Below are 24,353 nucleotides of genomic sequence, written 5' to 3'. Positions count from 1 at the left end.
TTGTTTGACTTCAGTACAATCTTGAAGAGAAAATTTGTAACAGGATGGTGGGGTCATAACATAGAAAAAGCAGTAAGAGATTTTCTTAATTGAAAATAATCTTACTGCTTTTTTAAATTTAATTTCGAGATTCAATATTAGTTTATCTCATTGTGGCATTAATTGATAAAATTGTTTTAATGTTATAAATCAAAGTCTTCTTCAACAATTTCAATGTCTGCATCAGATCTATGATATGTGAAAAAGCTAATTCTTATGCGGTCTAAATGCTCTAAATGGTGTCGATACTCTTCGATGGCTGCAACAATTTGCATAACATTGGCAAACGAATATTCCGTTTGATAAGGATGATTTATTAACTCATGCTGAAATGTGGACAATAAATCTTTTTTCTGCGGATTATCTAACTCATAATCAACATGTGTCACATTATAACGTGCTTTTTTAGAAAGGCTAGCTAAAATTTGCTCGTGAAAAGCAGTTAATGAATCTAAATCTAATTTGATTTGTAATAGGAAATTGTTATTAAGTAAATATAAGTCGTTTTGATAACGCGACAATTTGTTTAATACTTCATAAGCTTGTCTAGTCGTCTGAACTACTTCTCTGAAAAGTATTTTCTTTCTATTCTGTTGGTGAATATGTTTTTTTGTAATAGGACGTTCTTCGCTATAGTAATCATAAATTTTCTCTAACTTTTCGACACGTTGTTTTAAATTATGACTATCTTGTTTAATATTATTAAACTCCGTCGTATCATTTAATACTAATTTAAACCACATAAAAATATCTGAGGATATATTTAATGAATTATAGTAAATTTTTGTTTCAAATTTAGGTGGTAGAAACACAAAGTTAACTAGAGATGAACTTATGACACCAATCATTACAAGTACAAACCTGTAAAAGGCGGTAATATAGAAAGAACCGGTATGTTGTCCCATAATGATTAATGCTGTTACACTCGCCAAAGTAGCAACATGTGCTAAATTAAATTTAAATAAAATAGCAATAAGTACTATGACGGTAACACCCATAATGATAAAATTATCACTAAAAATTGTTACCATTGTAACAGATAGTATGGCACCTATAATGTTACCCAATGCTTGATCAGAAACTGTTTTAAATGAACGATAAATACTAGGTTGCATTGCAACAACAGCACTGACACCAGCTAAGGCTTTCAGACCAACATCATCCGGTAGTAAAGAAGCGATAGACATAGCTAAAATAATGGCTATACCAGTTTTAAAAATCCGAGCTCCTAGTCTCAAAAATAATGACGCCCCTTTTAAGTTTATTGAATATCTAATATTCGTATTCATTACTGTTATACACTTACTAGTTACAAAATTCAAGCTTATTTATAGTTGTTAAAATAAATCATACATAATACTGATAGCGATGTAAAACTTTAGTCAGAGATTAAAATAGTATAAATTTGTAAAATAAAAACTCACATAGTGACATATCAAGTTAAACGTTAATAGTTAACGATATAAAATGAATCTACTATGTGAGCATTTGCTTTATTTTAATTCAATTAAAAATATACTTCCTTAAAAGTTATTTCATTTGACTAAAAGCATAGTCTGCAGCTTTTAAAGTTTGTTTAATATCTTCTTCTGTATGTTCAGTTGTTAAGAACCAAGCTTCAAACTTAGAAGGTGCTAAATTGATACCTTGATTTAACATTAATTTGAAAAATTTACCGAACGCTTCGCCGTCAGAATGTTCAACTTGATCATAATGTGTGACTTTTTCATCTGTAAAGTACAATGTTAAAGATCCATAAATACGATTAATTGTAGCTGTGATATTATGTTTTTCGATTAATTTAAGTAAACCTTCTTCTAGTTGTTGGCCTAAGCTGTCTAATTTTTCATAAACACCGTCTTGTTCTAGTACTTCGAGTAATGCAATACCTGCTTTCATAGATAACGGGTTACCAGCCATTGTACCAGCTTGATATGCAGGTCCTAGAGGTGCTACTTGTTCCATAATATCTTGACGTCCACCATAGCCTCCAATTGGTAAACCACCGCCAACAATTTTACCAAATGCAGTTAAATCAGGGATAACACCTAATAAATCTTGAGCGGCACCGTAATGGAAACGGAATGCAGTAATTACTTCATCATAAATCACTAGGGTCCCATTGTTATGTGAAATTTCATTAACCTCTTCTAAAAATCCAGGTTGAGGCATTACCATTCCAAAGTTACCAACAATTGGTTCTACTAATACTGCGGCAATTTCATCACCCCAAAATTCAATTGCTTCTTTATAGGCGTTAATATCATTGAAAGGTACAGTAATGACTTCACGTGCGACGCTTTCTGGAACACCAGCTGAGTCTGGAGAACCGAGCTGAGATGGGCCGCTACCTGCTGCAACCAATACTAAATCAGAATGGCCATGATAAGATCCAGCAAATTTTATAATTTTATTTCTTTTAGTATATGCACGTGCAACACGAATTGTTGTCATGACTGCTTCTGTTCCAGAATTTACAAAGCGAATTTTCTCAAGAGATGGAATTGCATCACGTAATTTTTTGCTGAATTCAATTTCTAATTCAGTCGGTGTACCAAATAAAACACCTTTAGCAGCTTGTTCTTGAATTGCTTTAGTAATATGAGGATGTGCATGCCCCGTAATAATTGGACCGTATGCTTGAAGGTAATCAATAAATTTATTGCCATCGACATCATATAAATATGCACCGTGTCCTTCTTTCATAACAACAGGTGCACCGCCTCCTACAGCTTTATAAGAACGAGAAGGGGAATTGACACCGCCTAGAATATATTCGTTTGAAAGTTGTTGTAAACGTTCACTTTCACTAAAATTCATTTATATCAACCTCTTTTAATTTAATATTTTCATCTAATATCGTATCATAAAATTATTATAATGAAGAAAAAGGTGATTATATGTTGCAAAAAGGAGAACAATTTCCAATATTTAAATTAGAAAATCAAGACGGAACTGTCATTACAAATGATACATTAAAAGGTAAAAAGGCGATTATATATTTTTATCCTAGAGATAATACACCTACTTGTACCACAGAAGCTTGTGACTTTAGAGACAATTTAGAAATGTTCAATGATTTAGATGTTGCAGTATATGGTATAAGCGGTGATTCAAAGAAAAAACACCAAAATTTTATTGAGAAACACGGATTGAATTTCGATTTATTAGTAGATGAAGATTTTAAATTAGCTAAAGAAACTGGCGTATATCAGTTAAAAAAATCATTTGGCAAAGAAAGTATGGGCATTGTAAGAACGACTTTTATAATAGATGAACAAGGTAAAGTATTAGATGTTATCGAGAAGGTTAAGGTTAAAACACAAATAGAAGAACTTAAAAACATTTTGGGGTGACATATATGAAAGTTGTTGGGTTAAATCGTATGCGTGAAGTTGAAACTGAATTACAACAACGCTTTTCAGATTTAGATTTTAAATTTTATAAAAAAGCATCAGAAATACCTGAGAGCGACTTGGCTGATTTAGATATATTAGTTGGTTATGATGGCGGTATCAATGAGGCATTTTTACGACGTTGCCCGAATTTAAAATGGATTGCATGGTTTGCAACGGGTGTAAATACATTGCCGTTAGATTATATTGCAGATCACGGCATACTTTTAACTAATGGAAAAGGTGTTCAAGCTAAACAATTATCTGAATACATTTTAGCTTTCATTTTAGATGATTATAAAAAGATGAAACTATCATATGATAACCAACGACAACATATATATGATTCGAAAATAACTGGTAAACGCCTATCAGGACAAACAGTTTTATTTTTAGGTACAGGTGCAATTGCTACTAGAACTGCGAAGTTAGCAAAGGCTTTTAATATGAATTTAATTGGTCTGAGCAAGTCAGGTCAGAACAAAGATGAGTTTGACGAGATATATACTATCGAATCACTTGAAAGCACATTACCAAATGCTGACATTATTATAAATGCTTTACCAGAAACGCAAGAAACGATTCATTTACTAAAGAAAAAACATTTTGAATTAATGAAAGATGAAGCACTTTTTATAAATATAGGACGAGGTAGCATAGTTAAAGAAGCGCTCTTAATAGAAGTATTAAAAAGTAAAGTTATTCGACATGCATATTTAGATGTGTTTGAAAATGAACCTTTGAAACCTAATCATGAATTATATGAATTGGATAATGTAACTATAACAGCGCATATAACTGGTAATGATTATGAAGCAAAGTATGACTTATTAGATATTTTTAAAAACAATCTAGTTAATTTTCTCAATAAGAATGGTCTAATTGAGAATGAAGTTGATGCTAAAAAAGGCTATTAAATGAAATCATCATGTAAATATTGACACGCGCGCAATACTACAGTTATATTTATAGTAAGTAATAATAATTATTATATAAGAAAGATGGTGATATAGATGAGTGTTGAAATAGAATCAATTGAACATGAACTAGAAGAATCAATTGCATCATTGCGACAAGCAGGCGTAAGAATTACACCTCAAAGACAAGCAATATTACGTTATTTAATTTCTTCACATACTCATCCAACAGCTGATGAAATTTATCAAGCACTTTCACCTGATTTTCCAAATATAAGTGTTGCGACAATATATAATAACTTAAGAGTGTTTAAAGATATTGGAATTGTAAAAGAATTAACATATGGAGACTCATCAAGTCGATTCGACTTTAATACACATAATCATTATCATATTATATGTGAACAATGTGGTAAGATTGTTGATTTTCAATATCCACAGTTAAATGAAATTGAAAGATTAGCTCAGCATATGACTGACTTTGACGTAACACATCATCGAATGGAAATTTATGGAGTTTGTAAAGAATGCCAAGATAAATAATTTAACTTTGGTAGTATGACAAATTAAAAAAGCGTTAGCTTACTTCATATAAGTAAGCGTAATATTTAAGAAGTTAAACGACATGAAAGTTGTTTAACTTTTTTTATGCTTATTCTGAAAAATATTTAAATTGAAGAAAAGAATATTCTAACTACGGAAGTGGTATTAACTAATAACTAGTATCCTTTATAAATAAACATAAAAATATTCAAACGAAGGTCTACTAAATAACTATCCATAAAGTGAGTATAAGTTTGTTTGTAAAACTGAAGTAAAAAGCATAAGGAATTACACTTTAAATACATATAGTACTTACGAATAGAAAATAATCCCTTCAACAGTAATTTTTAAACAAAAATAAGTGTTGTTTTATGTTGACTCTACTAGAATAACTTGATATTATATAAAAGTCGTCAAACGGCACTAATATTTAAAAAACAAATGTTTTAAGTTGTTGATTTAAAATATTAATAAAGTGTAAATTTGACTATTGAAATTCGAACAAATACATATTAAAATAATATTTGTTGAATTAATTGAGTTAGGAAATTTATTTTTTAGAAATAAAATAATTAAAAATAATTCTTGACTTACAAAAACTTACGAGTTATAATTAAATCTTGTAAGTGACAAACGAACATTGAAAACTGAATGACAATATGTCAACGTTAATTCCAAAAACGTAACTATAAGTTACAAACATTATTTAGTATTTATGAGCTAATCAAACATCATAATTTTTATGGAGAGTTTGATCCTGGCTCAGGATGAACGCTGGCGGCGTGCCTAATACATGCAAGTCGAGCGAACGGACGAGAAGCTTGCTTCTCTGATGTTAGCGGCGGACGGGTGAGTAACACGTGGATAACCTACCTATAAGACTGGGATAACTTCGGGAAACCGGAGCTAATACCGGATAATATTTTGAACCGCATGGTTCAAAAGTGAAAGACGGTCTTGCTGTCACTTATAGATGGATCCGCGCTGCATTAGCTAGTTGGTAAGGTAACGGCTTACCAAGGCAACGATGCATAGCCGACCTGAGAGGGTGATCGGCCACACTGGAACTGAGACACGGTCCAGACTCCTACGGGAGGCAGCAGTAGGGAATCTTCCGCAATGGGCGAAAGCCTGACGGAGCAACGCCGCGTGAGTGATGAAGGTCTTCGGATCGTAAAACTCTGTTATTAGGGAAGAACATATGTGTAAGTAACTGTGCACATCTTGACGGTACCTAATCAGAAAGCCACGGCTAACTACGTGCCAGCAGCCGCGGTAATACGTAGGTGGCAAGCGTTATCCGGAATTATTGGGCGTAAAGCGCGCGTAGGCGGTTTTTTAAGTCTGATGTGAAAGCCCACGGCTCAACCGTGGAGGGTCATTGGAAACTGGAAAACTTGAGTGCAGAAGAGGAAAGTGGAATTCCATGTGTAGCGGTGAAATGCGCAGAGATATGGAGGAACACCAGTGGCGAAGGCGACTTTCTGGTCTGTAACTGACGCTGATGTGCGAAAGCGTGGGGATCAAACAGGATTAGATACCCTGGTAGTCCACGCCGTAAACGATGAGTGCTAAGTGTTAGGGGGTTTCCGCCCCTTAGTGCTGCAGCTAACGCATTAAGCACTCCGCCTGGGGAGTACGACCGCAAGGTTGAAACTCAAAGGAATTGACGGGGACCCGCACAAGCGGTGGAGCATGTGGTTTAATTCGAAGCAACGCGAAGAACCTTACCAAATCTTGACATCCTTTGACAACTCTAGAGATAGAGCTTTCCCCTTCGGGGGACAAAGTGACAGGTGGTGCATGGTTGTCGTCAGCTCGTGTCGTGAGATGTTGGGTTAAGTCCCGCAACGAGCGCAACCCTTAAGCTTAGTTGCCATCATTAAGTTGGGCACTCTAAGTTGACTGCCGGTGACAAACCGGAGGAAGGTGGGGATGACGTCAAATCATCATGCCCCTTATGATTTGGGCTACACACGTGCTACAATGGACAATACAAAGGGCAGCGAAACCGTGAGGTCAAGCAAATCCCATAAAGTTGTTCTCAGTTCGGATTGTAGTCTGCAACTCGACTACATGAAGCTGGAATCGCTAGTAATCGTAGATCAGCATGCTACGGTGAATACGTTCCCGGGTCTTGTACACACCGCCCGTCACACCACGAGAGTTTGTAACACCCGAAGCCGGTGGAGTAACCTTTTAGGAGCTAGCCGTCGAAGGTGGGACAAATGATTGGGGTGAAGTCGTAACAAGGTAGCCGTATCGGAAGGTGCGGCTGGATCACCTCCTTTCTAAGGATATATTCGGAACATCTTCTTCAGAAGATGCGGAATAACGTGACATATTGTATTCAGTTTTGAATGTTTGTTCATTCAAATTAATGGGCCTATAGCTCAGCTGGTTAGAGCGCACGCCTGATAAGCGTGAGGTCGGTGGTTCGAGTCCACTTAGGCCCACCATTAATTTAATACCTATTTGGGGGCTTAGCTCAGCTGGGAGAGCGCCTGCTTTGCACGCAGGAGGTCAGCGGTTCGATCCCGCTAGTCTCCACCATTATTTGTACATTGAAAACTAGATAAGTAAGTAAAATATAGATTTTACCAAGCAAAACCGAGTGAATAAAGAGTTTTAAATAAGCTTGAATTCATAAGAAATAATCGCTAGTGTTCGAAAGAACACTCACAAGATTAATAACGCGTTTAAATCTTTTTATAAAAGAACGTAACTTCATGTTAACGTTTGACTTATAAAAATGGTGGAAACATAGATTAAGTTATTAAGGGCGCACGGTGGATGCCTTGGCACTAGAAGCCGATGAAGGACGTTACTAACGACGATATGCTTTGGGGAGCTGTAAGTAAGCTTTGATCCAGAGATTTCCGAATGGGGAAACCCAGCATGAGTTATGTCATGTTATCGATATGTGAATACATAGCATATCAGAAGGCACACCCGGAGAACTGAAACATCTTAGTACCCGGAGGAAGAGAAAGAAAAATTCGATTCCCTTAGTAGCGGCGAGCGAAACGGGAAGAGCCCAAACCAACAAGCTTGCTTGTTGGGGTTGTAGGACACTCTATACGGAGTTACAAAGGACGACATTAGACGAATCATCTGGAAAGATGAATCAAAGAAGGTAATAATCCTGTAGTCGAAAAATGTTGTCTCTCTTGAGTGGATCCTGAGTACGACGGAACACGTGAAATTCCGTCGGAATCTGGGAGGACCATCTCCTAAGGCTAAATACTCTCTAGTGACCGATAGTGAACCAGTACCGTGAGGGAAAGGTGAAAAAGCACCCCGGAAGGGGAGTGAAATAGAACCTGAAACCGTGTGCTTACAAGTAGTCAGAGCCCGTTAATGGGTGATGGCGTGCCTTTTGTAGAATGAACCGGCGAGTTACGATTTGATGCAAGGTTAAGCAGTAAATGTGGAGCCGTAGCGAAAGCGAGTCTGAATAGGGCGTTTAGTATTTGGTCGTAGACCCGAAACCAGGTGATCTACCCTTGGTCAGGTTGAAGTTCAGGTAACACTGAATGGAGGACCGAACCGACTTACGTTGAAAAAGTGAGCGGATGAACTGAGGGTAGCGGAGAAATTCCAATCGAACCTGGAAATAGCTGGTTCTCTCCGAAATAGCTTTTAGGGCTAGCCTCAAGTGATGATTATTGGAGGTAGAGCACTGTTTGGACGAGGGGCCCCTCTCGGGTTACCGAATTCAGACAAACTCCGAATGCCAATTAATTTAACTTGGGAGTCAGAACATGGGTGATAAGGTCCGTGTTCGAAAGGGAAACAGCCCAGACCACCAGCTAAGGTCCCAAAAATATATGTTAAGTGGAAAAGGATGTGGCGTTGCCCAGACAACTAGGATGTTGGCTTAGAAGCAGCCATCATTTAAAAGAGTGCGTAATAGCTCACTAGTCGAGTGACACTGCGCCGAAAATGTACCGGGGCTAAACATATTACCGAAGCTGTGGATTGTCCTTTGGACAATGGTAGGAGAGCGTTCTAAGGGCGTTGAAGCATGATCGTAAGGACATGTGGAGCGCTTAGAAGTGAGAATGCCGGTGTGAGTAGCGAAAGACGGGTGAGAATCCCGTCCACCGATTGACTAAGGTTTCCAGAGGAAGGCTCGTCCGCTCTGGGTTAGTCGGGTCCTAAGCTGAGGCCGACAGGCGTAGGCGATGGATAACAGGTTGATATTCCTGTACCACCTATAATCGTTTTAATCGATGGGGGGACGCAGTAGGATAGGCGAAGCGTGCGATTGGATTGCACGTCTAAGCAGTAAGGCTGAGTATTAGGCAAATCCGGTACTCGTTAAGGCTGAGCTGTGATGGGGAGAAGACATTGAGTCTTCGAGTCGTTGATTTCACACTGCCGAGAAAAGCCTCTAGATAGAAAATAGGTGCCCGTACCGCAAACCGACACAGGTAGTCAAGATGAGAATTCTAAGGTGAGCGAGCGAACTCTCGTTAAGGAACTCGGCAAAAATGACCCCGTAACTTCGGGAGAAGGGGTGCTCTTTAGGGTTAACGCCCAGAAGAGCCGCAGTGAATAGGCCCAAGCGACTGTTTATCAAAAAAACACAGGTCTCTGCTAAACCGTAAGGTGATGTATAGGGGCTGACGCCTGCCCGGTGCTGGAAGGTTAAGAGGAGTGGTTAGCTTCTGCGAAGCTACGAATCGAAGCCCCAGTAAACGGCGGCCGTAACTATAACGGTCCTAAGGTAGCGAAATTCCTTGTCGGGTAAGTTCCGACCCGCACGAAAGGCGTAACGATTTGGGCACTGTCTCAACGAGAGACTCGGTGAAATCATAGTACCTGTGAAGATGCAGGTTACCCGCGACAGGACGGAAAGACCCCGTGGAGCTTTACTGTAGCCTGATATTGAAATTCGGCACAGCTTGTACAGGATAGGTAGGAGCCTTTGAAACGTGAGCGCTAGCTTACGTGGAGGCGCTGGTGGGATACTACCCTAGCTGTGTTGGCTTTCTAACCCGCACCACTTATCGTGGTGGGAGACAGTGTCAGGCGGGCAGTTTGACTGGGGCGGTCGCCTCCTAAAAGGTAACGGAGGCGCTCAAAGGTTCCCTCAGAATGGTTGGAAATCATTCATAGAGTGTAAAGACATAAGGGAGCTTGACTGCGAGACCTACAAGTCGAGCAGGGTCGAAAGACGGACTTAGTGATCCGGTGGTTCCGCATGGAAGGGCCATCGCTCAACGGATAAAAAGCTACCCCGGGGATAACAGGCTTATCTCCCCAAGAGTTCACATCGACGGGGGAGGTTTGGCACCTCGATGTCGGCTCATCGCATCCTGGGGCTGTAGTCGGTCCCAAGGGGTTGGGCTGTTCGCCCATTAAAGCGGTACGCGAGCTGGGTTCAGAACGTCGTGAGACAGTTCGGTCCCTATCCGTCGTGGGCGTAGGAAATTTGAGAGGAGCTGTCCTTAGTACGAGAGGACCGGGATGGACATACCTCTGGTGTACCAGTTGTCGTGCCAACGGCATAGCTGGGTAGCTATGTGTGGACGGGATAAGTGCTGAAAGCATCTAAGCATGAAGCCCCCCTCAAGATGAGATTTCCCAACTTCGGTTATAAGATCCCTCAAAGATGATGAGGTTAATAGGTTCGAGGTGGAAGCATGGTGACATGTGGAGCTGACGAATACTAATCGATCGAAGACTTAATCAAAATAAATGTTTTGCGAAGCAAAATCACTTTTACTTACTATCTAGTTTTGAATGTATAAATTACATTCATATGTCTGGTGACTATAGCAAGGAGGTCACACCTGTTCCCATGCCGAACACAGAAGTTAAGCTCCTTAGCGTCGATGGTAGTCGAACTTACGTTCCGCTAGAGTAGAACGTTGCCAGGCAGTTTTAAATCGGAGAATTAGCTCAGCTGGGAGAGCATCTGCCTTACAAGCAGAGGGTCGGCGGTTCGAACCCGTCATTCTCCACCATTTATTCTTACATATTGCCGGCCTAGCTCAATTGGTAGAGCAACTGACTTGTAATCAGTAGGTTGGGGGTTCAAGTCCTCTGGCCGGCACCATGGAAGAGCCATTAGCTCAGTTGGTAGAGCATCTGACTTTTAATCAGAGGGTCAGAGGTTCGAATCCTCTATGGCTCACCATTTGCGGGTGTGGCGGAATTGGCAGACGCACTAGACTTAGGATCTAGCGCCTTACGGCGTGGGGGTTCGACTCCCTTCACCCGCATATGCAGAAGTAGTTCAGCGGTAGAATACAACCTTGCCAAGGTTGGGGTCGCGGGTTCGAATCCCGTCTTCTGCTCCATTTTTATAGTGCCGGGGTGGCGGAACTGGCAGACGCACAGGACTTAAAATCCTGCGGTGAGTGATCACCGTACCGGTTCGATTCCGGTCCTCGGCACCATTTTCAATAAAAACATATGCGCCCGTAGCTCAATTGGATAGAGCGTTTGACTACGGATCAAGAGGTTATGGGTTCGACTCCTATCGGGCGCGTTAATTATACGGGAAGTAGCTCAGCTTGGTAGAGCACTTGGTTTGGGACCAAGGGGTCGCAGGTTCGAATCCTGTCTTCCCGATATACTGTAATTATTATGGGGGCTTAGCTCAGCTGGGAGAGCGCCTGCTTTGCACGCAGGAGGTCAGCGGTTCGATCCCGCTAGTCTCCACCATATTATTTACAAACTATATAAGGCGGTGTAGCTCAGCTGGCTAGAGCGTACGGTTCATACCCGTGAGGTCGGGGGTTCGATCCCCTCCACCGCCACTATTTATTAGTTGTAAAATTATATTTAGGACCTTTAGCTCAGTTGGTTAGAGCTAACGGCTCATAACCGTTCGGTCGCAGGTTCGAGTCCTGCAAGGTCCATATAATTTTGGAGGAATACCCAAGTCCGGCTGAAGGGATCGGTCTTGAAAACCGACAGGGGCTTAACGGCTCGCGGGGGTTCGAATCCCTCTTCCTCCGTTTTACTAATGGTCTCGTAGTGTAGCGGTTAACACGCCTGCCTGTCACGCAGGAGATCGCGGGTTCGATTCCCGTCGAGACCGCCATTTAATTTTATAATTAATAGCGATTTACCTATAATAATGGAGGAATACCCAAGTCCGGCTGAAGGGATCGGTCTTGAAAACCGACAGGGCCTTAACGGGCCGCGGGGGTTCGAATCCCTCTTCCTCCGCCATTATTTTTTATTATCGCGGGATGGAGCAGTTCGGTAGCTCGTCGGGCTCATAACCCGAAGGTCGGTGGTTCAAATCCGCCTCCCGCAATATTTTATAGGTCTCGTAGTGTAGCGGTTAACACGCCTGCCTGTCACGCAGGAGATCGCGGGTTCGATTCCCGTCGAGACCGCCATCATTACATTTTTATTATGGTTCAGTAGCTCAGTTGGTAGAGCAATGGATTGAAGCTCCATGTGTCGGCAGTTCGACTCTGTCCTGAACCATTTCTTAGCCGGCCTAGCTCAATTGGTAGAGCAACTGACTTGTAATCAGTAGGTTGGGGGTTCAAGTCCTCTGGCCGGCACCATTTATGGAGGGGTAGCGAAGTGGCTAAACGCGGCGGACTGTAAATCCGCTCCTTCGGGTTCGGCAGTTCGAATCTGCCCCCCTCCATTTATTATTTTTAATAGGGGCATAGTTCAACGGTAGAATAGAGGTCTCCAAAACCTTTGGTGTGGGTTCGATTCCTACTGCCCCTGCCATGGCGGCTGTGGTGAAGTGGTTAACACATCGGATTGTGGTTCCGACATTCGAGGGTTCGATCCCCTTCAGCCGCCCTTATTATTAATGGGCTATAGCCAAGCGGTAAGGCAACGGACTATGACTCCGTCACTCGTTGGTTCGAATCCAGCTAGCCCAGTTATTGGCGGCATAGCCAAGTGGTAAGGCAGAGGTCTGCAAAACCTTTATCACCGGTTCAAATCCGGTTGCCGCCTCCAGGTTTATGCGGGAGTAGTTCAACTTTTAGAACACGTTCCTTCCCGGAACGAGGTATAGGTGCAAATCCTATCTTCCGCTCCATAATTTAATAATAATGCGGGAGTATTTCAACTCTTAGAATACATTCCTTCCTGGAATGAGGTATAGGTGTAAATCCTATCTTCCGCTCCATAATTTAATATTTGCGGGAGTAGTTCAACTTTTAGAACACGTTCCTTCCCGGAACGAGGTATAGGTGTAAATCCTATCTTCCGCTCCATAATTGCTTCCAAAGGGAAGTTTTTTGTTTACCATTAAGCCGGTGTGGCGGAATTGGCAGACGCGCGGGACTCAAAATCCCGTTCCACTTGTGGAGTGTCGGTTCGACCCCGACCACCGGTATAATTAACTGTTATTTACATAACATAACGTATTAGAAACCTTGTAAAACAAGGTTTCTTTTTATTTCTCTCTATACAATACAAATAAAAGTGGACTCAAATGGCACACGCTTTAATAGACTCTATGTCAAATTGTAATGATGAGTTCAATATTGGAAGTTAAGCAACTATGCATTGTTTAACGGTTCTCCACCAAATGTGGTGGGTATATAATTTAAAGAACTATTTTTAAAATACAACTTTTAGAGTTTTTATTATTAGGCGGCCAGTCCATTATTGGGCTTGGTTGTCTTCTTTTTTTCTCCTTTGTACAAGCTGAAAATCATCATTATACGTGCTTTAAAGTTGTTGAAATTTCTGTAACCAAAAGAAATTCACTTGATTAATTTTATCTTATTATTAATTCCTTCTATAGCACCATTATTAAATGCTGGGTAATAAATTGTATTTCTTAACATCCTTTGATGTTTTCTATAATATTTAACCACTTTCCATACACCCTTACTCACAGACTTTTTACTAACTGAATTTAAACGATTAATAAATTTAGGCCAATTACATAACCTTAGGTCTTTTCGTAATCCTTGGACAAGTTCGTAGGAGTGTCGTAGTATATCGTCTTTTGAAAGCATGAATTCTACAATGTCAGATGAGCGTTTATAAGCCTTAAAAGATTTATTCCATCTGTATTTACTAAATATGGTTTTACTAGTATCCATCAATAGGACTTTCCAGTTATTCTTAAAAATTGTATAATCAGGTCCTTTTTTATTACGGTATTCATTCATAACTTGTACACGATACTTATTAAGTTCTCTATTTAAATGTTGAACGATATGGAATCTGTCAAAAATAATAGCTGCATTAGGAAATAGGTCGCGAAATAATCGGACATAGGGTTCATACATGTCAATAGTAACCGTCTTAACTTGTTGTCGATTTTTTAAATCGAATCGCTCGAAATAGGCACGCAAGAATCTTGTAGTTCTATTTTCTAAAATATCTATAACATCATGAGTATCATTATCTATAAAAATGAAACTCATTGATCCAGTTACATTTTTAACGCTTTTAAATTCATCCATAGCGATGTGTTCTGGCAAACAATTAAAGGGTTTAATTCGTAATGAATTAGCCGCTTTAGTTCTAATACGACTTACAGTAGATGGAGAGATACAGTTATCTTCTGCAGTATCAATCTCTGTTTTAACTTTAGTAGCTTCTTCTATAACTTTTTGAGTAACACATCTTGAGATAAAACACGACTCATCAACAATTGACGTTTTAGCAGTAAAAGTGCCATTGCATTCTAAGCATTTAAAACGTTGTTTAGCTAAGTTGAGGTATGTGTTATACCCTTGAGTTTTAAGTAAAGTAATACGAGAAACACGCTTACCATGTTTATGAATTTGTCCTTCATTTTTAACTCCACAACAATAACAGGCCGAAGGCTTATACGTTAGTACAGCATTAACCACTGTTGCTTTTTTTCCTTTGATAATGACGTCAATTTCTTGGTTTATATATTTTATATTTTCATCTTTTATTCTTAGTAATTCTAAGGTATCATTACACATAGGCGCACTTGTCTCCTTTAGTTTGGGTTTGGTCACTTTAAATTATAGAGGCAATTGCGCTTTTTGTGTATTAAAAAAAGCAGGAAGTTTTACCTTCCCACCATAAAAGATGAAGAACCTGTTTAACTTCTTTTTTTGGTATTACATTAATGATAATGATTATATTATCTGGGGTTATATATTTGTTTCAACTTTTCTAATAATATATTTGTAAAAGTGCTATTTTATTGTGCTTTATACCAAGTCGATTCAATTTATCTATCTTAATAGTAATATGGCTATTTTAATATTTACAATTTATTACATTATTAGTCACAGGATGTAATTAGTAGTATTTTAAAATTAACATGACATTGATTAGTGAGTAGATTGTTTAAATTTGCTTTATTCAATTTGTGGATTGTTATATTTAGATTAAATTAGCCAACTAATCATTGTTAAAGTTAATTTTCTATAATATGATGAGTTTAATGTTCAAATTGGAGGTCGTTTATGAGTAACGCAAATAATGCTGATAATAAACAGTTTTTCAGTAAGATTTTAAATTCTATTGGTGCTGGTGTTGTTATTGCACTTGTTCCGAATGCTTTATTAGGTGAAGTATTAAAAATATTTAAAAGTGGTAATGAAATTTTAGAATTAACGTATCAGTTAGTGATACTAATTCAATCATTTATGGCATTTATTATTGGGGTTTTAGCTGCTCATCAATTTAAATTTAATGGTGCAGGTGCTGCTATAGTAGGTACATCAGCTATGATTGGTTCAGGTGCTGTTGTATATAGCAATAATAGTTTTATGTTAAAAGGTATAGGTGACATTATAAATACGAGTTTGGTTGTTATTATTGCATGTCTTATATATATGGTATTACAAAACAAACTTGGATCTTTTGAATTAATTATATTACCAGTTTTAGTACCTATCGTTAGTGGGGGTATCGGTCTAATCACATTACCTTACATTCGAAAAATTACTCAAGCAATTGGAAATGTAATTCATTCTTTTACAGACTTAAATCCGTTGTTAATGTCTATACTTATTAGTGTGGCATTTTCATTATTAATGGTAACACCAATATCGTTAGTAGCGATTGCAACTGCGATTAGTTTAAACGGACTAGGAAGTGGAGCAGCAAACCTAGGTATAGTGGCTGCCTGTGTTACTTTCTTATTTGGCTCATTGCGTGTCAATTCTATTGGTGTAAATGCAGTTTTACTCATAGGAGCTGCAAAAATGATGATCCCAGTTTACTTGAAAAATTTAATTATTTCGATACCATTGACTATAAATGGAATAATTACTGGAATCATTGCTTACGTTCTTCAGGTTAAAGGAACACCATTGTCTGCTGGATTTGGATATACAGGATTAGTTGGCCCAATAAATGCATTTAACCGAATGTCAGGTGATCCAACAATGAATATTATTTTATTAGCACTTGGTTATTTTGTCATACCATTTGTATCGGCATTTATTGTTCATGAATTGTGTAAAAAATTCATTCCTATATATTCTAATGATATTTATAAATTTGAAGTTCCAAAACAATAATTTATAGCTTGATGACAAGAATAAGTTTTAATATATGATAAATATAGGCGTTACTGTCAATAAGATATTGATAGTAGCGCTTTTTTGATTGATTTTAAAATGTGAGATTTGTTCACGTATAATAGCGGATTTTTTATGTACAGTCTTTTAAAAAGAAGCTTTTCTTTATATTGATAAAAATACATTTATAAAACACTATTGCATCAAAATGTATTAATATGTATAATTATGAATATTAATTAGGGAGGGCTGTATAAATGAAGTGTTTAATTAGGTTTATATTAGTATTAGGGTTGTTAATTAGCAGTGCTATGGTGTATATCAATCCCACAGCACATGCTGAACAAGATCAAACATGGGAGAAGATTAAAGAACGCGGTGAACTTAGAGTGGGTCTTTCTGCAGATTATGCACCAATGGAATTTGAGCATACAGTTAATGGTAAGACTGAGTATGCAGGTGTAGATATTGATTTAGCTAAAAAAATTGCGAAAGATAATAATTTAAAATTAAAAATCGTCAATATGTCATTTGATAGTTTGTTAGGAGCTCTTAAAACTGGAAAAATTGATATTATTATTTCCGGAATGACTTCAACGCCTGAACGTAAGAAGCAAGTTGATTTTTCAGATTCATATATGATGACTAAAAATATCATGCTTGTAAAGAAAGATAAAGTTAATGAATATAAAGATATCAAAGACTTTAATAATAAAAAAGTAGGGGCACAAAAGGGAACTGAACAAGAAAAAATCGCTCAAACCGAAATTGAAAATGCATCTATTACTTCATTAAGCCGTTTACCAGACGTTATATTAGCATTGAAAAGTGGAAAGGTTGAAGGTGCTGTAGTTGAAAAACCTGTAGCAGAAGCATATTTAAAACAAAATCCTAAATTAGGAATTTCCAATGTGAAATTTAATGAAGAAGAAAAAGATACAGTGATAGCAGTGCCAAAAGATTCACCAAAATTATTGTCACAAATTAATAAAACGATTAAGGAGGTTAAAGATAAAGGATTAATCGATAAATATATGACTAATGCTGCAAATGCGATGAATGATGACAGTGGTTTTATTTCTAAGTATGGTAGTTTTTTCTTGAAAGGAATTAAGATTACAATATTAATTTCACTTATCGGTGTTGCATTAGGTTCTATTTTAGGTGCATTCGTTGCGTTAATGAAATTAAGTAAAATAAAAATTATTTCATGGATTGCTTCTATCTATATCGAAATATTAAGAGGAACACCAATGTTAGTTCAAGTATTTATCGTATTCTTTGGTATAACTGCTGCATTAGGACTAGACATTTCAGCTCTTGTTTGTGGAACAATTGCATTAGTTATTAATTCCTCAGCTTACATTGCTGAAATTATTCGTGCAGGTATAAATGCTGTTGATAAAGGCCAAATGGAAGCCGCACGTAGTCTAGGTTTGAATTATAGACAAACGATGAAAAGTGTAATTATGCCACAAGCAATTAAAAATATTTTACCAGCTTTAGGTAATGAATTTGTCACTTTAATTAAAGAATCATCTATTGTGTCAACAATTGGAGTTGGCGAAATTATGTTTAATGCACAAGTGGTTCAAGGTATTTCATTTGACCCATTCACACCATTAATAGTGGCAGCAGCATTATACTTTGTCTTAACATTTGTACTTACACGCATTATGAACATGATTGAAGGGAGATTGAATGCCAGTGATTAAAATAAACAATCTTAATAAAGTTTTTGGAGATAATGAAGTTTTAAAAGATATCAATCTTGAAATCAATCAAGGGGAAGTAGTAGCAATAATAGGTCCATCTGGTAGTGGTAAAAGTACATTGTTAAGATGTATGAATTTATTAGAAGTACCTACTAAAGGTCAAGTGATTTTTGAAGGCAATGACTTAACGGAAAAAGGGACACAAGTAGATAAACTACGTCAAAAAATGGGTATGGTATTTCAAAACTTCAACCTATTTCCACATAAAAAAGTTGTCGATAATATTATTTTAGCTCCTAAATTATTAAAGAAAGATAATAACGATGAATTACATAAGGAAGCATTGTCGTTATTAGATAAAGTGGGATTAAAAGAAAAAGCAGATGTATATCCGAATCAATTATCAGGTGGTCAAAAACAAAGGGTAGCAATTGCAAGAGCTTTAGCAATGCATCCAGATGTTATTTTATTCGATGAACCAACTTCAGCATTAGATCCTGAGGTAGTTGGTGATGTATTAAAAGTAATGAAAGACCTAGCCAAAGAAGGTATGACCATGGTGGTTGTGACACATGAAATGGGATTTGCCAAAGATGTAAGTGACAAAGTCATATTTATGGCAGATGGCGTTGTCGTAGAGTCAGGCACACCAGTCGAAATATTTGAACAACCGCAACATGAAAGAACACAAAATTTCTTAGCAAGAGTATTATAACAACCTAACGAAGCTTGAATATATGATACGCACCACAAAGTTATATCATATATTCAAGCTTTTTATTATTAAAATTATGTGAAATGAAACCTCAATATGAATAATGGTTGTGTTAAAATAACATAGTATTATTTTATGGGGGGCATACGATTGGATACAAAGCAATTAAAGCAAGATATCATTGACTATGCATATACAATTGGTATCGACAGTATTGGATTTACTACTGCCGATCCCTTTGATGAATTGAAGCAAAAGCTAGAAGCATATCATGCAAATGGTTATGCCTCAGGATTTGAAGAATCTGATATTGCTTTACGAACGGAGCCTAAATTATCCTTACCAACAGCAAGGTCAATCATAGCAATTGCAGTTGGTTATCCTAACAAACTGAAAGGTGCACCTAAGAGTGTTAGAGGTGATCGCAGAGGCTTATTTGCTAGAGCATCGTGGGGTCAAGATTATCATACAATTATGCGTAAACGATTAGACATGTTAGCTGCATTTATTGAATCTAAAGTTCCAGATGTTGAAATCAAATCTATGGTAGATACGGGTGTATTATCAGATAGGGCAGTAGCAGAACGTGCAGGTTTAGGATTTGTTGGTCGTAATGGCTTTGTCATCAATCCTAAACTAGGAACATGGACATACCTCGGTGAAATGTTAGTCAGTATACCTTTTGAACCTGATGATCCATTATTAGATAGCTGTGGTGATTGTACAATTTGTGTTGATCGTTGTCCAACAAGTGCATTAGTTGGAAATGGCCAATTAAATAGTCAGAAATGCATTAGTTTTTTAACGCAAACAAAAGGCTATATGCCTGACCAATATCGTTATAAAATTGGGAATAGATTATATGGTTGCGATACGTGTCAACAAGTTTGTCCGAAAAATAGAGGTATTAATACCGAACAAGATGACATCATTTTGGAACCAGAAATTTTAAAGCCAAGATTAGTACCTTTACTACGTATGTCTAATAAAGAATTCAAACAAACATATGGTCACCTTGCAGGTGCTTGGCGTGGTAAAAAGCCGATACAACGAAATGCTATTTTAGCATTGGCGCATTTTAATGAAGTGGATGCAATTCCAGAATTGAAAAAAGTTGCAACAACAGATGAAAGACCGTTGATTCGAGCAACTGCTTATTGGGCCATTGGTCAAATTCTTGGGGAAGAAGCAAGAGATTTTATCAATGCTAATTATGATCAAGAGGATGCAGAAGTTCAGAATGAAATGATAAAAGGATTAGACACAAGGAGAGAATAGTAATATGACAAATCATATCGTTTTATATCAACCAGAAATCCCAGCTAATACTGGTAACATTGCACGTACGTGTGCAGGTACAAACACACATTTACATTTAATTAAACCTCTTGGATTTAGAACTGATGATAAAATGTTAAAAAGAGCCGGTTTAGATTATTGGGAATTTGTGAATATTACGTATCATGATAGTATTGAAGCATTTTTTGAAGTCACAAATGGCGAGTATTACTTATTAACAAAATTTGGTAAAAAGACTTATAGTGATTTTGATTTTTCAAATCATGACAAAGATTTTTACTTCATTTTTGGAAAAGAAACGACAGGATTACCAGACTGGGTGAAAGAGAAATATCAAGACACAGCGTTAAGAATTCCTATGAGTGAACATATTCGTTCATTAAATTTATCAAATACTGCTGCGTTGTTAATTTATGAAGCGTTACGTCAACAAGATTTTCCGGGATTGAATTAAAATTTACTCATTTTCATTATAAAAATGATGCTTAAGTGCTATATTTAGAGTATAAGCATGTTAAAGTTAAATGGTTTGATATATTGAAAGTTAGGGTATAATAATTATTAATATCGCCGTTTTTATGTAAAATGCAAACTAAGAGGAGTGTAGAAATCATGGCAATGAACTTTAAAGTCTTTGACAATAGTCAACTTGTAGCAGAATATGCTGCTGATATTATTAGAAAGCAATTTAACAATAATCCTACTACAATTGCAGGTTTTCATTTAGATACAGATCAAGCGCCAGTTCTAGATGAATTAAAGAAAAATGTTGAAAAACATGCTGTTGATTTTAGCCAAATAAATATTTTAGATTATGACGATAAAAAATCATATTTCGAAGCGTTAGGTGTACCAGCAGGTCAAGTTTATCCAATTGCTTATGAAAAAGATGCAATCGAATTAATCGCTGATAAGATTAAAACTAAAGAAAATAAAGGGAAATTAACATTACAAGTTGTTTCTATCGATGAGCAAGGTAAGTTAAATGTTAGTATTCGTCAAGGACTAATGGAAGCAAGAGAAATTTTCTTAGTAGTGACAGGTGCTAATAAACGAGATGTAGTTGAAAAATTATATCAAGAAAATGGTAAAACAAGCTTCGAACCAGCCGATTTAAAAGCACATAGAATGGTAAATGTTATTCTTGATAAAGAAGCGGCTGCAGGTTTACCTGAAGATGTTAAAGCTTACTTTACGTCACGCTTTGCTTAATTAAAAATCTGTGAGGTATTGATTATGTCTAAAGACAAAGATCCAAAATTAAATTATCATGAAGAAGAAAACAGTATGGTAACGGATTTTGAAGATTTAAAAGAATTAGGTAAAGAAATGGAACAAATCTCTGATCAAAATGATCAAGAAAAGAATTCTGAAGAAGACAGTCAGTAAAGTATTATAATTGTGTAATATTCAGTTATTTATCATGTAAATAATGTATAGTATAGAACATATATCAAATAGGATTGATTATCTTGAATATGAAGTTAGGTAGCATTTTGTTACCTAGCTTTTTTATTATATTCATAGAAGCTGACTTTCTGCTAGTTTCAGTGTTGGGGCTGTTTCCCCAACTTACATTGTTTGTAGAAATTGAGGATCCAATTTTTCTATGTTGTGGCCCCGCCAACTTGCATGTTATTTTAAGCTGACTTTCCACCAACTTCTGAGTTTGTGGCCCGTTTCCCTAATTTGCAATGTCTGTAGAAATTAGAAATCCGATCTCACTATTTTGGGGCCTCGCCAACTTGCATGTTATTTTAAGCTGACTTTCCACCAGTTTCTGAGTTTGTGGCCCGTTTCCCCAATTTGCAATGTCTGTAGAAATTGGGAATCCAATTCCACTATGTTGGAGCTCCACCAACTTGCATGAAATAGAAGCTGACATTCCGAAGCCTCTATGTTGTGGACTGCAGTCAACTACTGCCAATATAACTTTGTAAAGCATAAAACATTGATTTGTGTACCAGACATAGTAATATATCAAAAGTTCAATTTTAAATATTAAAACACCATTTAAACGGAATTGATAATTAATTACTCCAGACATAATTGAAAGAAGTCATCTATCAGTAATATTTTTAATGAAATCATTAAACCGCGTTTCTTAATATGCCAAGATTATGATATGCTATTGAAGAATGAAATTAGAGGAGATTTATATATTTATGTTAGGAAAATACTGGATTCAATTATTGATAGCAACAGTTATTATAAGTTTAATATCAATTAAAGCTTTTCCATTGGCAATTGGGGCATTATATTTACCTGTTATTTTCAAAGTAATAAAATTACAACTCAATTTATCAAAAGGATTAATTGATGATGTTAATGCGCAAACATTCATTAAAAGTAATCAATCAGGTATTGTAATCAGTGTAATTTGTTGTTTATTAATAACAGCAATATTGTATTATACACTTGATGGGTTTTATGCGAGTTTAACAGGAGTTTTAGGTACGCTTGTTGCTCTAAATCCATATACGACAATTGTTAGTGCTGTATTATATATACTTACAGCTATTGCTACGGTTGAAGCTACTAAAACAAAGTATCGTAATTAAACTTAGTTCAATAATAACTAAATAATGATAGATAACACACTAATCGTATGACCGTATCACTGTAATAAAGGGTGAACACGTGCGATTAGTGTATTTTTATTTCAAATTATGAAAACGTTTTAATCATAAATTGCTCAATTAAATTATTTAATGATATACTACAGTTAAATAAACAGTGATAAGGGGAGAAATTGAATGTCAGTAAGAATTGAACATGATACTTTTGGAGAAATAGAAGTACCTGCAGATAAATATTGGGGTGCTCAAACAGAAAGAAGTAAACGTAATTTCCCAGTTGGTAAAGAGCGTATGCCAATCGAAGTAGTTTATGGTTTTGCACAACTAAAGCGTGCAGCAGCAATAGCTAATTTTGATTTAGGAAAATTAAGCGAGGCAAAGAAAGATGCCATTGTATACGCATGTGATCAAATTTTATCAGGTGAATTAGATGAACACTTCCCACTAGTTGTATGGCAAACAGGAAGCGGTACACAAAGTAATATGAATGTGAACGAAGTAGTAAGTTATGTTGCTAATATGTATTTAAAAGATCATCAAAGTGATGAAAGTATCCACCCAAATGATGATGTAAATAAATCTCAAAGTTCGAATGATACATTCCCAACTGCTATGCACGTTGCATTATATCAAGAGGTTGAAACAAAATTAGAACCTGCATTAAAACTTTTAAGAAATACTTTGAAAGAAAAAGAAGATAAATTTGATTCAATTATTAAAATTGGTCGTACACATTTACAAGATGCAACGCCGATCAAACTAGGACAAGAGATTAGTGGCTGGCGTTATATGCTTGACCGTTGTGAAACAATGTTATCTGAATCTAAGAAGCACATTTTAAATCTTGCCATCGGTGGTACGGCTGTTGGTACTGGTATTAATGCGCATCCTGAATTTGGTGATAAAGTGGCACATTATATTTCAGAAAATACGGGTTATCCATTTGTATCTTCTGAAAATAAATTCCACGCACTTACAGCGCATGATGAAGTTGTTCAATTGCATGGAACATTGAAGGCATTAGCAGGAGACTTAATGAAAATTGCTAATGATGTGAGATGGTTGGCTTCAGGGCCACGAGCTGGTTTGGCAGAAATTTCTATCCCTGAAAATGAACCAGGTTCATCAATTATGCCTGGTAAAGTTAATCCTACACAATGTGAAATGTTAACAATGGTTGCAGTCCAAGTAATGGGTAATGATACAGTTGTTGGCTTCGCAAGTTCACAAGGTAACTTTGAATTGAATGTTTATAAACCAGTTATTATGCATAATACACTACAATCAATTTATCTTTTAGCTGATGGTATGGAAACATTTAATAACAATTGTGCAGTGGGCATTGAACCAATCGAAGAGAATATTGATAATTATTTAAATCAATCATTAATGTTAGTTACTGCATTAAATCCACATATTGGTTATGAAAAAGCAGCTCAAATTGCTAAGAAAGCCCATAAAGAAGGTTTAACTTTAAAAGAATCTGCAATTCAAACTGGATATGTTACAGAAGAACAATTTGAAGCATGGATTAAACCAGAAGATATGGTAGATCCTCATTAATTAAATATTAATATAAAATAAAGTTTGGGCATTACAGGTAGATGTAGTGTTCAAGCTTTATTTTTTGTCTATGTCAAATTGAACTTATAAGTCTGATTTGATATAGAGCCATGAAAAGGAAAAACT

Annotated in this window: 15 protein-coding genes, 28 tRNA genes, 3 rRNA genes and 1 pseudogene; 44 read left to right on the top strand and 3 right to left on the bottom strand. The window is 36.7% G+C overall.

The genetic code is table 11. The annotated features are described in order from the left end of the window. Positions 1–93, top strand: coding sequence for a hypothetical protein (locus tag JG553_RS06755; RefSeq protein ID WP_001791878.1), 93 nt, complete (start codon positions 1–3; stop codon positions 91–93). Positions 94–182: 89 nt separating this feature from the next. Here JG553_RS06755 and JG553_RS06750 read toward each other — a convergent pair whose 3' ends face one another. Both JG553_RS06750 and JG553_RS06745 read right to left on the bottom strand, forming a co-directional pair. Next, positions 183–1,277, bottom strand: coding sequence for an FUSC family protein (locus JG553_RS06750; protein ID WP_001236371.1), 1,095 nt, complete (start codon positions 1,275–1,277; stop codon positions 183–185). Between the two features lie 292 nt (positions 1,278–1,569). Continuing rightward, complete coding sequence (locus JG553_RS06745) at positions 1,570–2,859, bottom strand: glutamate-1-semialdehyde 2,1-aminomutase (RefSeq protein ID WP_001011598.1); 1,290 nt, start codon at positions 2,857–2,859, stop codon at positions 1,570–1,572. 80 nt (positions 2,860–2,939) lie between these two features. Between JG553_RS06745 and bcp the strand changes: the two genes are divergently transcribed. The 34 genes from bcp to JG553_RS06575 all read left to right on the top strand — a co-directional run bounded on the left by bcp (position 2,940) and on the right by JG553_RS06575 (position 13,226). Further along, positions 2,940–3,395: a thioredoxin-dependent thiol peroxidase gene (bcp, locus tag JG553_RS06740; RefSeq protein ID WP_000939521.1), complete on the top strand. Its 456-nt coding sequence runs from the start codon at positions 2,940–2,942 to the stop codon at positions 3,393–3,395. Between the two features lie 5 nt (positions 3,396–3,400). Further along, positions 3,401–4,351: a phosphoglycerate dehydrogenase gene (locus JG553_RS06735; RefSeq protein WP_000869455.1), complete on the top strand. Its 951-nt coding sequence runs from the start codon at positions 3,401–3,403 to the stop codon at positions 4,349–4,351. A 96-nt stretch (positions 4,352–4,447) separates the two neighbouring features. Beyond that, entirely contained in the window at positions 4,448–4,894 is a 447-nt protein-coding gene (gene perR, locus JG553_RS06730) for a peroxide-responsive transcriptional repressor PerR (RefSeq protein WP_000110011.1), read from the top strand. A gap of 739 nt (positions 4,895–5,633) precedes the next feature. Continuing rightward, positions 5,634–7,185: ribosomal RNA gene (locus JG553_RS06725) — 16S ribosomal RNA — on the top strand. A 91-nt stretch (positions 7,186–7,276) separates the two neighbouring features. Then, a tRNA-Ile gene (locus tag JG553_RS06720) sits at positions 7,277–7,353 on the top strand. Positions 7,354–7,371: 18 nt separating this feature from the next. After that, positions 7,372–7,447, top strand: a tRNA-Ala gene (locus tag JG553_RS06715). Between the two features lie 213 nt (positions 7,448–7,660). Continuing rightward, positions 7,661–10,595 (top strand): 23S ribosomal RNA (locus tag JG553_RS06710). A 72-nt stretch (positions 10,596–10,667) separates the two neighbouring features. Next, positions 10,668–10,782: ribosomal RNA gene (rrf, locus tag JG553_RS06705) — 5S ribosomal RNA — on the top strand. The 16S, 23S and 5S rRNA genes sit together here with 28 tRNA genes alongside, the layout of an rRNA operon. An 11-nt stretch (positions 10,783–10,793) precedes the next feature. Then, positions 10,794–10,869: transfer RNA gene (locus tag JG553_RS06700), tRNA-Val, on the top strand. A gap of 16 nt (positions 10,870–10,885) precedes the next feature. Beyond that, positions 10,886–10,961: transfer RNA gene (locus JG553_RS06695), tRNA-Thr, on the top strand. Between the two features lie 5 nt (positions 10,962–10,966). Next, positions 10,967–11,042: transfer RNA gene (locus tag JG553_RS06690), tRNA-Lys, on the top strand. Positions 11,043–11,045: 3 nt separating this feature from the next. Then, positions 11,046–11,127: transfer RNA gene (locus JG553_RS06685), tRNA-Leu, on the top strand. Between the two features lie 3 nt (positions 11,128–11,130). After that, a tRNA-Gly gene (locus tag JG553_RS06680) sits at positions 11,131–11,205 on the top strand. Positions 11,206–11,215: 10 nt separating this feature from the next. Continuing rightward, positions 11,216–11,304, top strand: a tRNA-Leu gene (locus tag JG553_RS06675). Positions 11,305–11,322: 18 nt separating this feature from the next. Next, positions 11,323–11,396, top strand: a tRNA-Arg gene (locus JG553_RS06670). 9 nt (positions 11,397–11,405) lie between these two features. Next, positions 11,406–11,479 (top strand) — tRNA-Pro (locus JG553_RS06665). Between the two features lie 17 nt (positions 11,480–11,496). Next, positions 11,497–11,572 (top strand) — tRNA-Ala (locus tag JG553_RS06660). 21 nt (positions 11,573–11,593) lie between these two features. Next, positions 11,594–11,667: transfer RNA gene (locus tag JG553_RS06655), tRNA-Met, on the top strand. Between the two features lie 28 nt (positions 11,668–11,695). Beyond that, a tRNA-Ile gene (locus JG553_RS06650) sits at positions 11,696–11,769 on the top strand. Positions 11,770–11,778: 9 nt separating this feature from the next. Next, positions 11,779–11,868, top strand: a tRNA-Ser gene (locus tag JG553_RS06645). A 10-nt stretch (positions 11,869–11,878) separates the two neighbouring features. After that, a tRNA-Asp gene (locus tag JG553_RS06640) sits at positions 11,879–11,954 on the top strand. A 38-nt stretch (positions 11,955–11,992) separates the two neighbouring features. Further along, positions 11,993–12,085, top strand: a tRNA-Ser gene (locus JG553_RS06635). Between the two features lie 14 nt (positions 12,086–12,099). Beyond that, positions 12,100–12,173: transfer RNA gene (locus tag JG553_RS06630), tRNA-Met, on the top strand. 9 nt (positions 12,174–12,182) lie between these two features. Then, positions 12,183–12,258 (top strand) — tRNA-Asp (locus JG553_RS06625). An 18-nt stretch (positions 12,259–12,276) separates the two neighbouring features. Then, a tRNA-Phe gene (locus tag JG553_RS06620) sits at positions 12,277–12,349 on the top strand. A gap of 7 nt (positions 12,350–12,356) precedes the next feature. Next, positions 12,357–12,432, top strand: a tRNA-Thr gene (locus JG553_RS06615). 5 nt (positions 12,433–12,437) lie between these two features. Next, a tRNA-Tyr gene (locus tag JG553_RS06610) sits at positions 12,438–12,518 on the top strand. 15 nt (positions 12,519–12,533) lie between these two features. Further along, positions 12,534–12,607: transfer RNA gene (locus tag JG553_RS06605), tRNA-Trp, on the top strand. 2 nt (positions 12,608–12,609) lie between these two features. After that, positions 12,610–12,682: transfer RNA gene (locus JG553_RS06600), tRNA-His, on the top strand. Between the two features lie 11 nt (positions 12,683–12,693). Continuing rightward, positions 12,694–12,765 (top strand) — tRNA-His (locus JG553_RS06595). Between the two features lie 5 nt (positions 12,766–12,770). After that, a tRNA-Cys gene (locus JG553_RS06590) sits at positions 12,771–12,844 on the top strand. A 7-nt stretch (positions 12,845–12,851) separates the two neighbouring features. Continuing rightward, positions 12,852–12,926, top strand: a tRNA-Gly gene (locus JG553_RS06585). Between the two features lie 103 nt (positions 12,927–13,029). Beyond that, positions 13,030–13,104, top strand: a tRNA-Gly gene (locus JG553_RS06580). A 38-nt stretch (positions 13,105–13,142) separates the two neighbouring features. Then, positions 13,143–13,226, top strand: a tRNA-Leu gene (locus JG553_RS06575). Positions 13,227–13,482: 256 nt separating this feature from the next. Here the strand turns inward: JG553_RS06575 and JG553_RS06570 are convergent. Beyond that, positions 13,483–14,802: pseudogene (locus JG553_RS06570) on the bottom strand (ISL3-like element IS1181 family transposase). A 492-nt stretch (positions 14,803–15,294) separates the two neighbouring features. On the opposite strand from JG553_RS06570, the gene JG553_RS06565 reads away from it, so the two are divergent. The 9 genes from JG553_RS06565 to fumC all read left to right on the top strand — a co-directional run bounded on the left by JG553_RS06565 (position 15,295) and on the right by fumC (position 24,227). Further along, positions 15,295–16,356: a PTS sugar transporter subunit IIC gene (locus JG553_RS06565; protein WP_000063582.1), complete on the top strand. Its 1,062-nt coding sequence runs from the start codon at positions 15,295–15,297 to the stop codon at positions 16,354–16,356. Positions 16,357–16,613: 257 nt separating this feature from the next. After that, entirely contained in the window at positions 16,614–18,071 is a 1,458-nt protein-coding gene (locus JG553_RS06560; RefSeq protein ID WP_000649907.1) for an ABC transporter substrate-binding protein/permease, read from the top strand. Beyond that, positions 18,064–18,786, top strand: coding sequence for an amino acid ABC transporter ATP-binding protein (locus tag JG553_RS06555; RefSeq protein ID WP_000590809.1), 723 nt, complete (start codon positions 18,064–18,066; stop codon positions 18,784–18,786). Before JG553_RS06560 ends, JG553_RS06555 begins: the two co-directional genes overlap by 8 nt. A gap of 150 nt (positions 18,787–18,936) precedes the next feature. Beyond that, positions 18,937–20,064: a tRNA epoxyqueuosine(34) reductase QueG gene (gene queG, locus JG553_RS06550; RefSeq protein ID WP_000379978.1), complete on the top strand. Its 1,128-nt coding sequence runs from the start codon at positions 18,937–18,939 to the stop codon at positions 20,062–20,064. 4 nt (positions 20,065–20,068) lie between these two features. Beyond that, a complete protein-coding gene (trmL, locus tag JG553_RS06545) occupies positions 20,069–20,539 on the top strand; it encodes a tRNA (uridine(34)/cytosine(34)/5-carboxymethylaminomethyluridine(34)-2'-O)-methyltransferase TrmL (RefSeq protein WP_000181398.1) in 471 nt (156 codons plus the stop codon). Between the two features lie 158 nt (positions 20,540–20,697). Next, positions 20,698–21,297, top strand: a complete 600-nt coding sequence (locus JG553_RS06540; protein ID WP_001251224.1) for a 6-phosphogluconolactonase — start codon at positions 20,698–20,700, stop codon at positions 21,295–21,297. 24 nt (positions 21,298–21,321) lie between these two features. After that, on the top strand, positions 21,322–21,474 hold the full coding sequence (locus JG553_RS06535; RefSeq protein WP_000031108.1) for an SAS053 family DNA gyrase inhibitor: 153 nt from the start codon (positions 21,322–21,324) through the stop codon (positions 21,472–21,474). A 776-nt stretch (positions 21,475–22,250) separates the two neighbouring features. After that, entirely contained in the window at positions 22,251–22,646 is a 396-nt protein-coding gene (locus tag JG553_RS06530) for a hypothetical protein (protein WP_000901021.1), read from the top strand. 195 nt (positions 22,647–22,841) lie between these two features. Beyond that, positions 22,842–24,227, top strand: coding sequence for a class II fumarate hydratase (gene fumC / locus JG553_RS06525; RefSeq protein ID WP_000116224.1), 1,386 nt, complete (start codon positions 22,842–22,844; stop codon positions 24,225–24,227). Positions 24,228–24,353 lie beyond the last annotated feature (126 nt).

The organism is Staphylococcus sp. T93, from assembly GCF_016743875.1.
GTDB lineage: Bacteria > Bacillota > Bacilli > Staphylococcales > Staphylococcaceae > Staphylococcus > Staphylococcus aureus.
This window is presented reverse-complemented; position numbering and strand designations above follow the sequence as displayed.

Coding starts and splice junctions, on each gene's coding strand:
- JG553_RS06745 (WP_001011598.1), bottom strand. CDS start 2,859: ATGAATTTTAGTGAAAGTGAACGTTTACAACAACTTTCAAACGAATAT.
- bcp (WP_000939521.1), top strand. CDS start 2,940: ATGTTGCAAAAAGGAGAACAATTTCCAATATTTAAATTAGAAAATCAA.
- JG553_RS06735 (WP_000869455.1), top strand. CDS start 3,401: ATGAAAGTTGTTGGGTTAAATCGTATGCGTGAAGTTGAAACTGAATTA.
- perR (WP_000110011.1), top strand. CDS start 4,448: ATGAGTGTTGAAATAGAATCAATTGAACATGAACTAGAAGAATCAATT.
- JG553_RS06565 (WP_000063582.1), top strand. CDS start 15,295: ATGAGTAACGCAAATAATGCTGATAATAAACAGTTTTTCAGTAAGATT.
- JG553_RS06560 (WP_000649907.1), top strand. CDS start 16,614: ATGAAGTGTTTAATTAGGTTTATATTAGTATTAGGGTTGTTAATTAGC.
- trmL (WP_000181398.1), top strand. CDS start 20,069: ATGACAAATCATATCGTTTTATATCAACCAGAAATCCCAGCTAATACT.
- JG553_RS06540 (WP_001251224.1), top strand. CDS start 20,698: ATGGCAATGAACTTTAAAGTCTTTGACAATAGTCAACTTGTAGCAGAA.
- JG553_RS06535 (WP_000031108.1), top strand. CDS start 21,322: ATGTCTAAAGACAAAGATCCAAAATTAAATTATCATGAAGAAGAAAAC.
- JG553_RS06530 (WP_000901021.1), top strand. CDS start 22,251: ATGTTAGGAAAATACTGGATTCAATTATTGATAGCAACAGTTATTATA.
- fumC (WP_000116224.1), top strand. CDS start 22,842: ATGTCAGTAAGAATTGAACATGATACTTTTGGAGAAATAGAAGTACCT.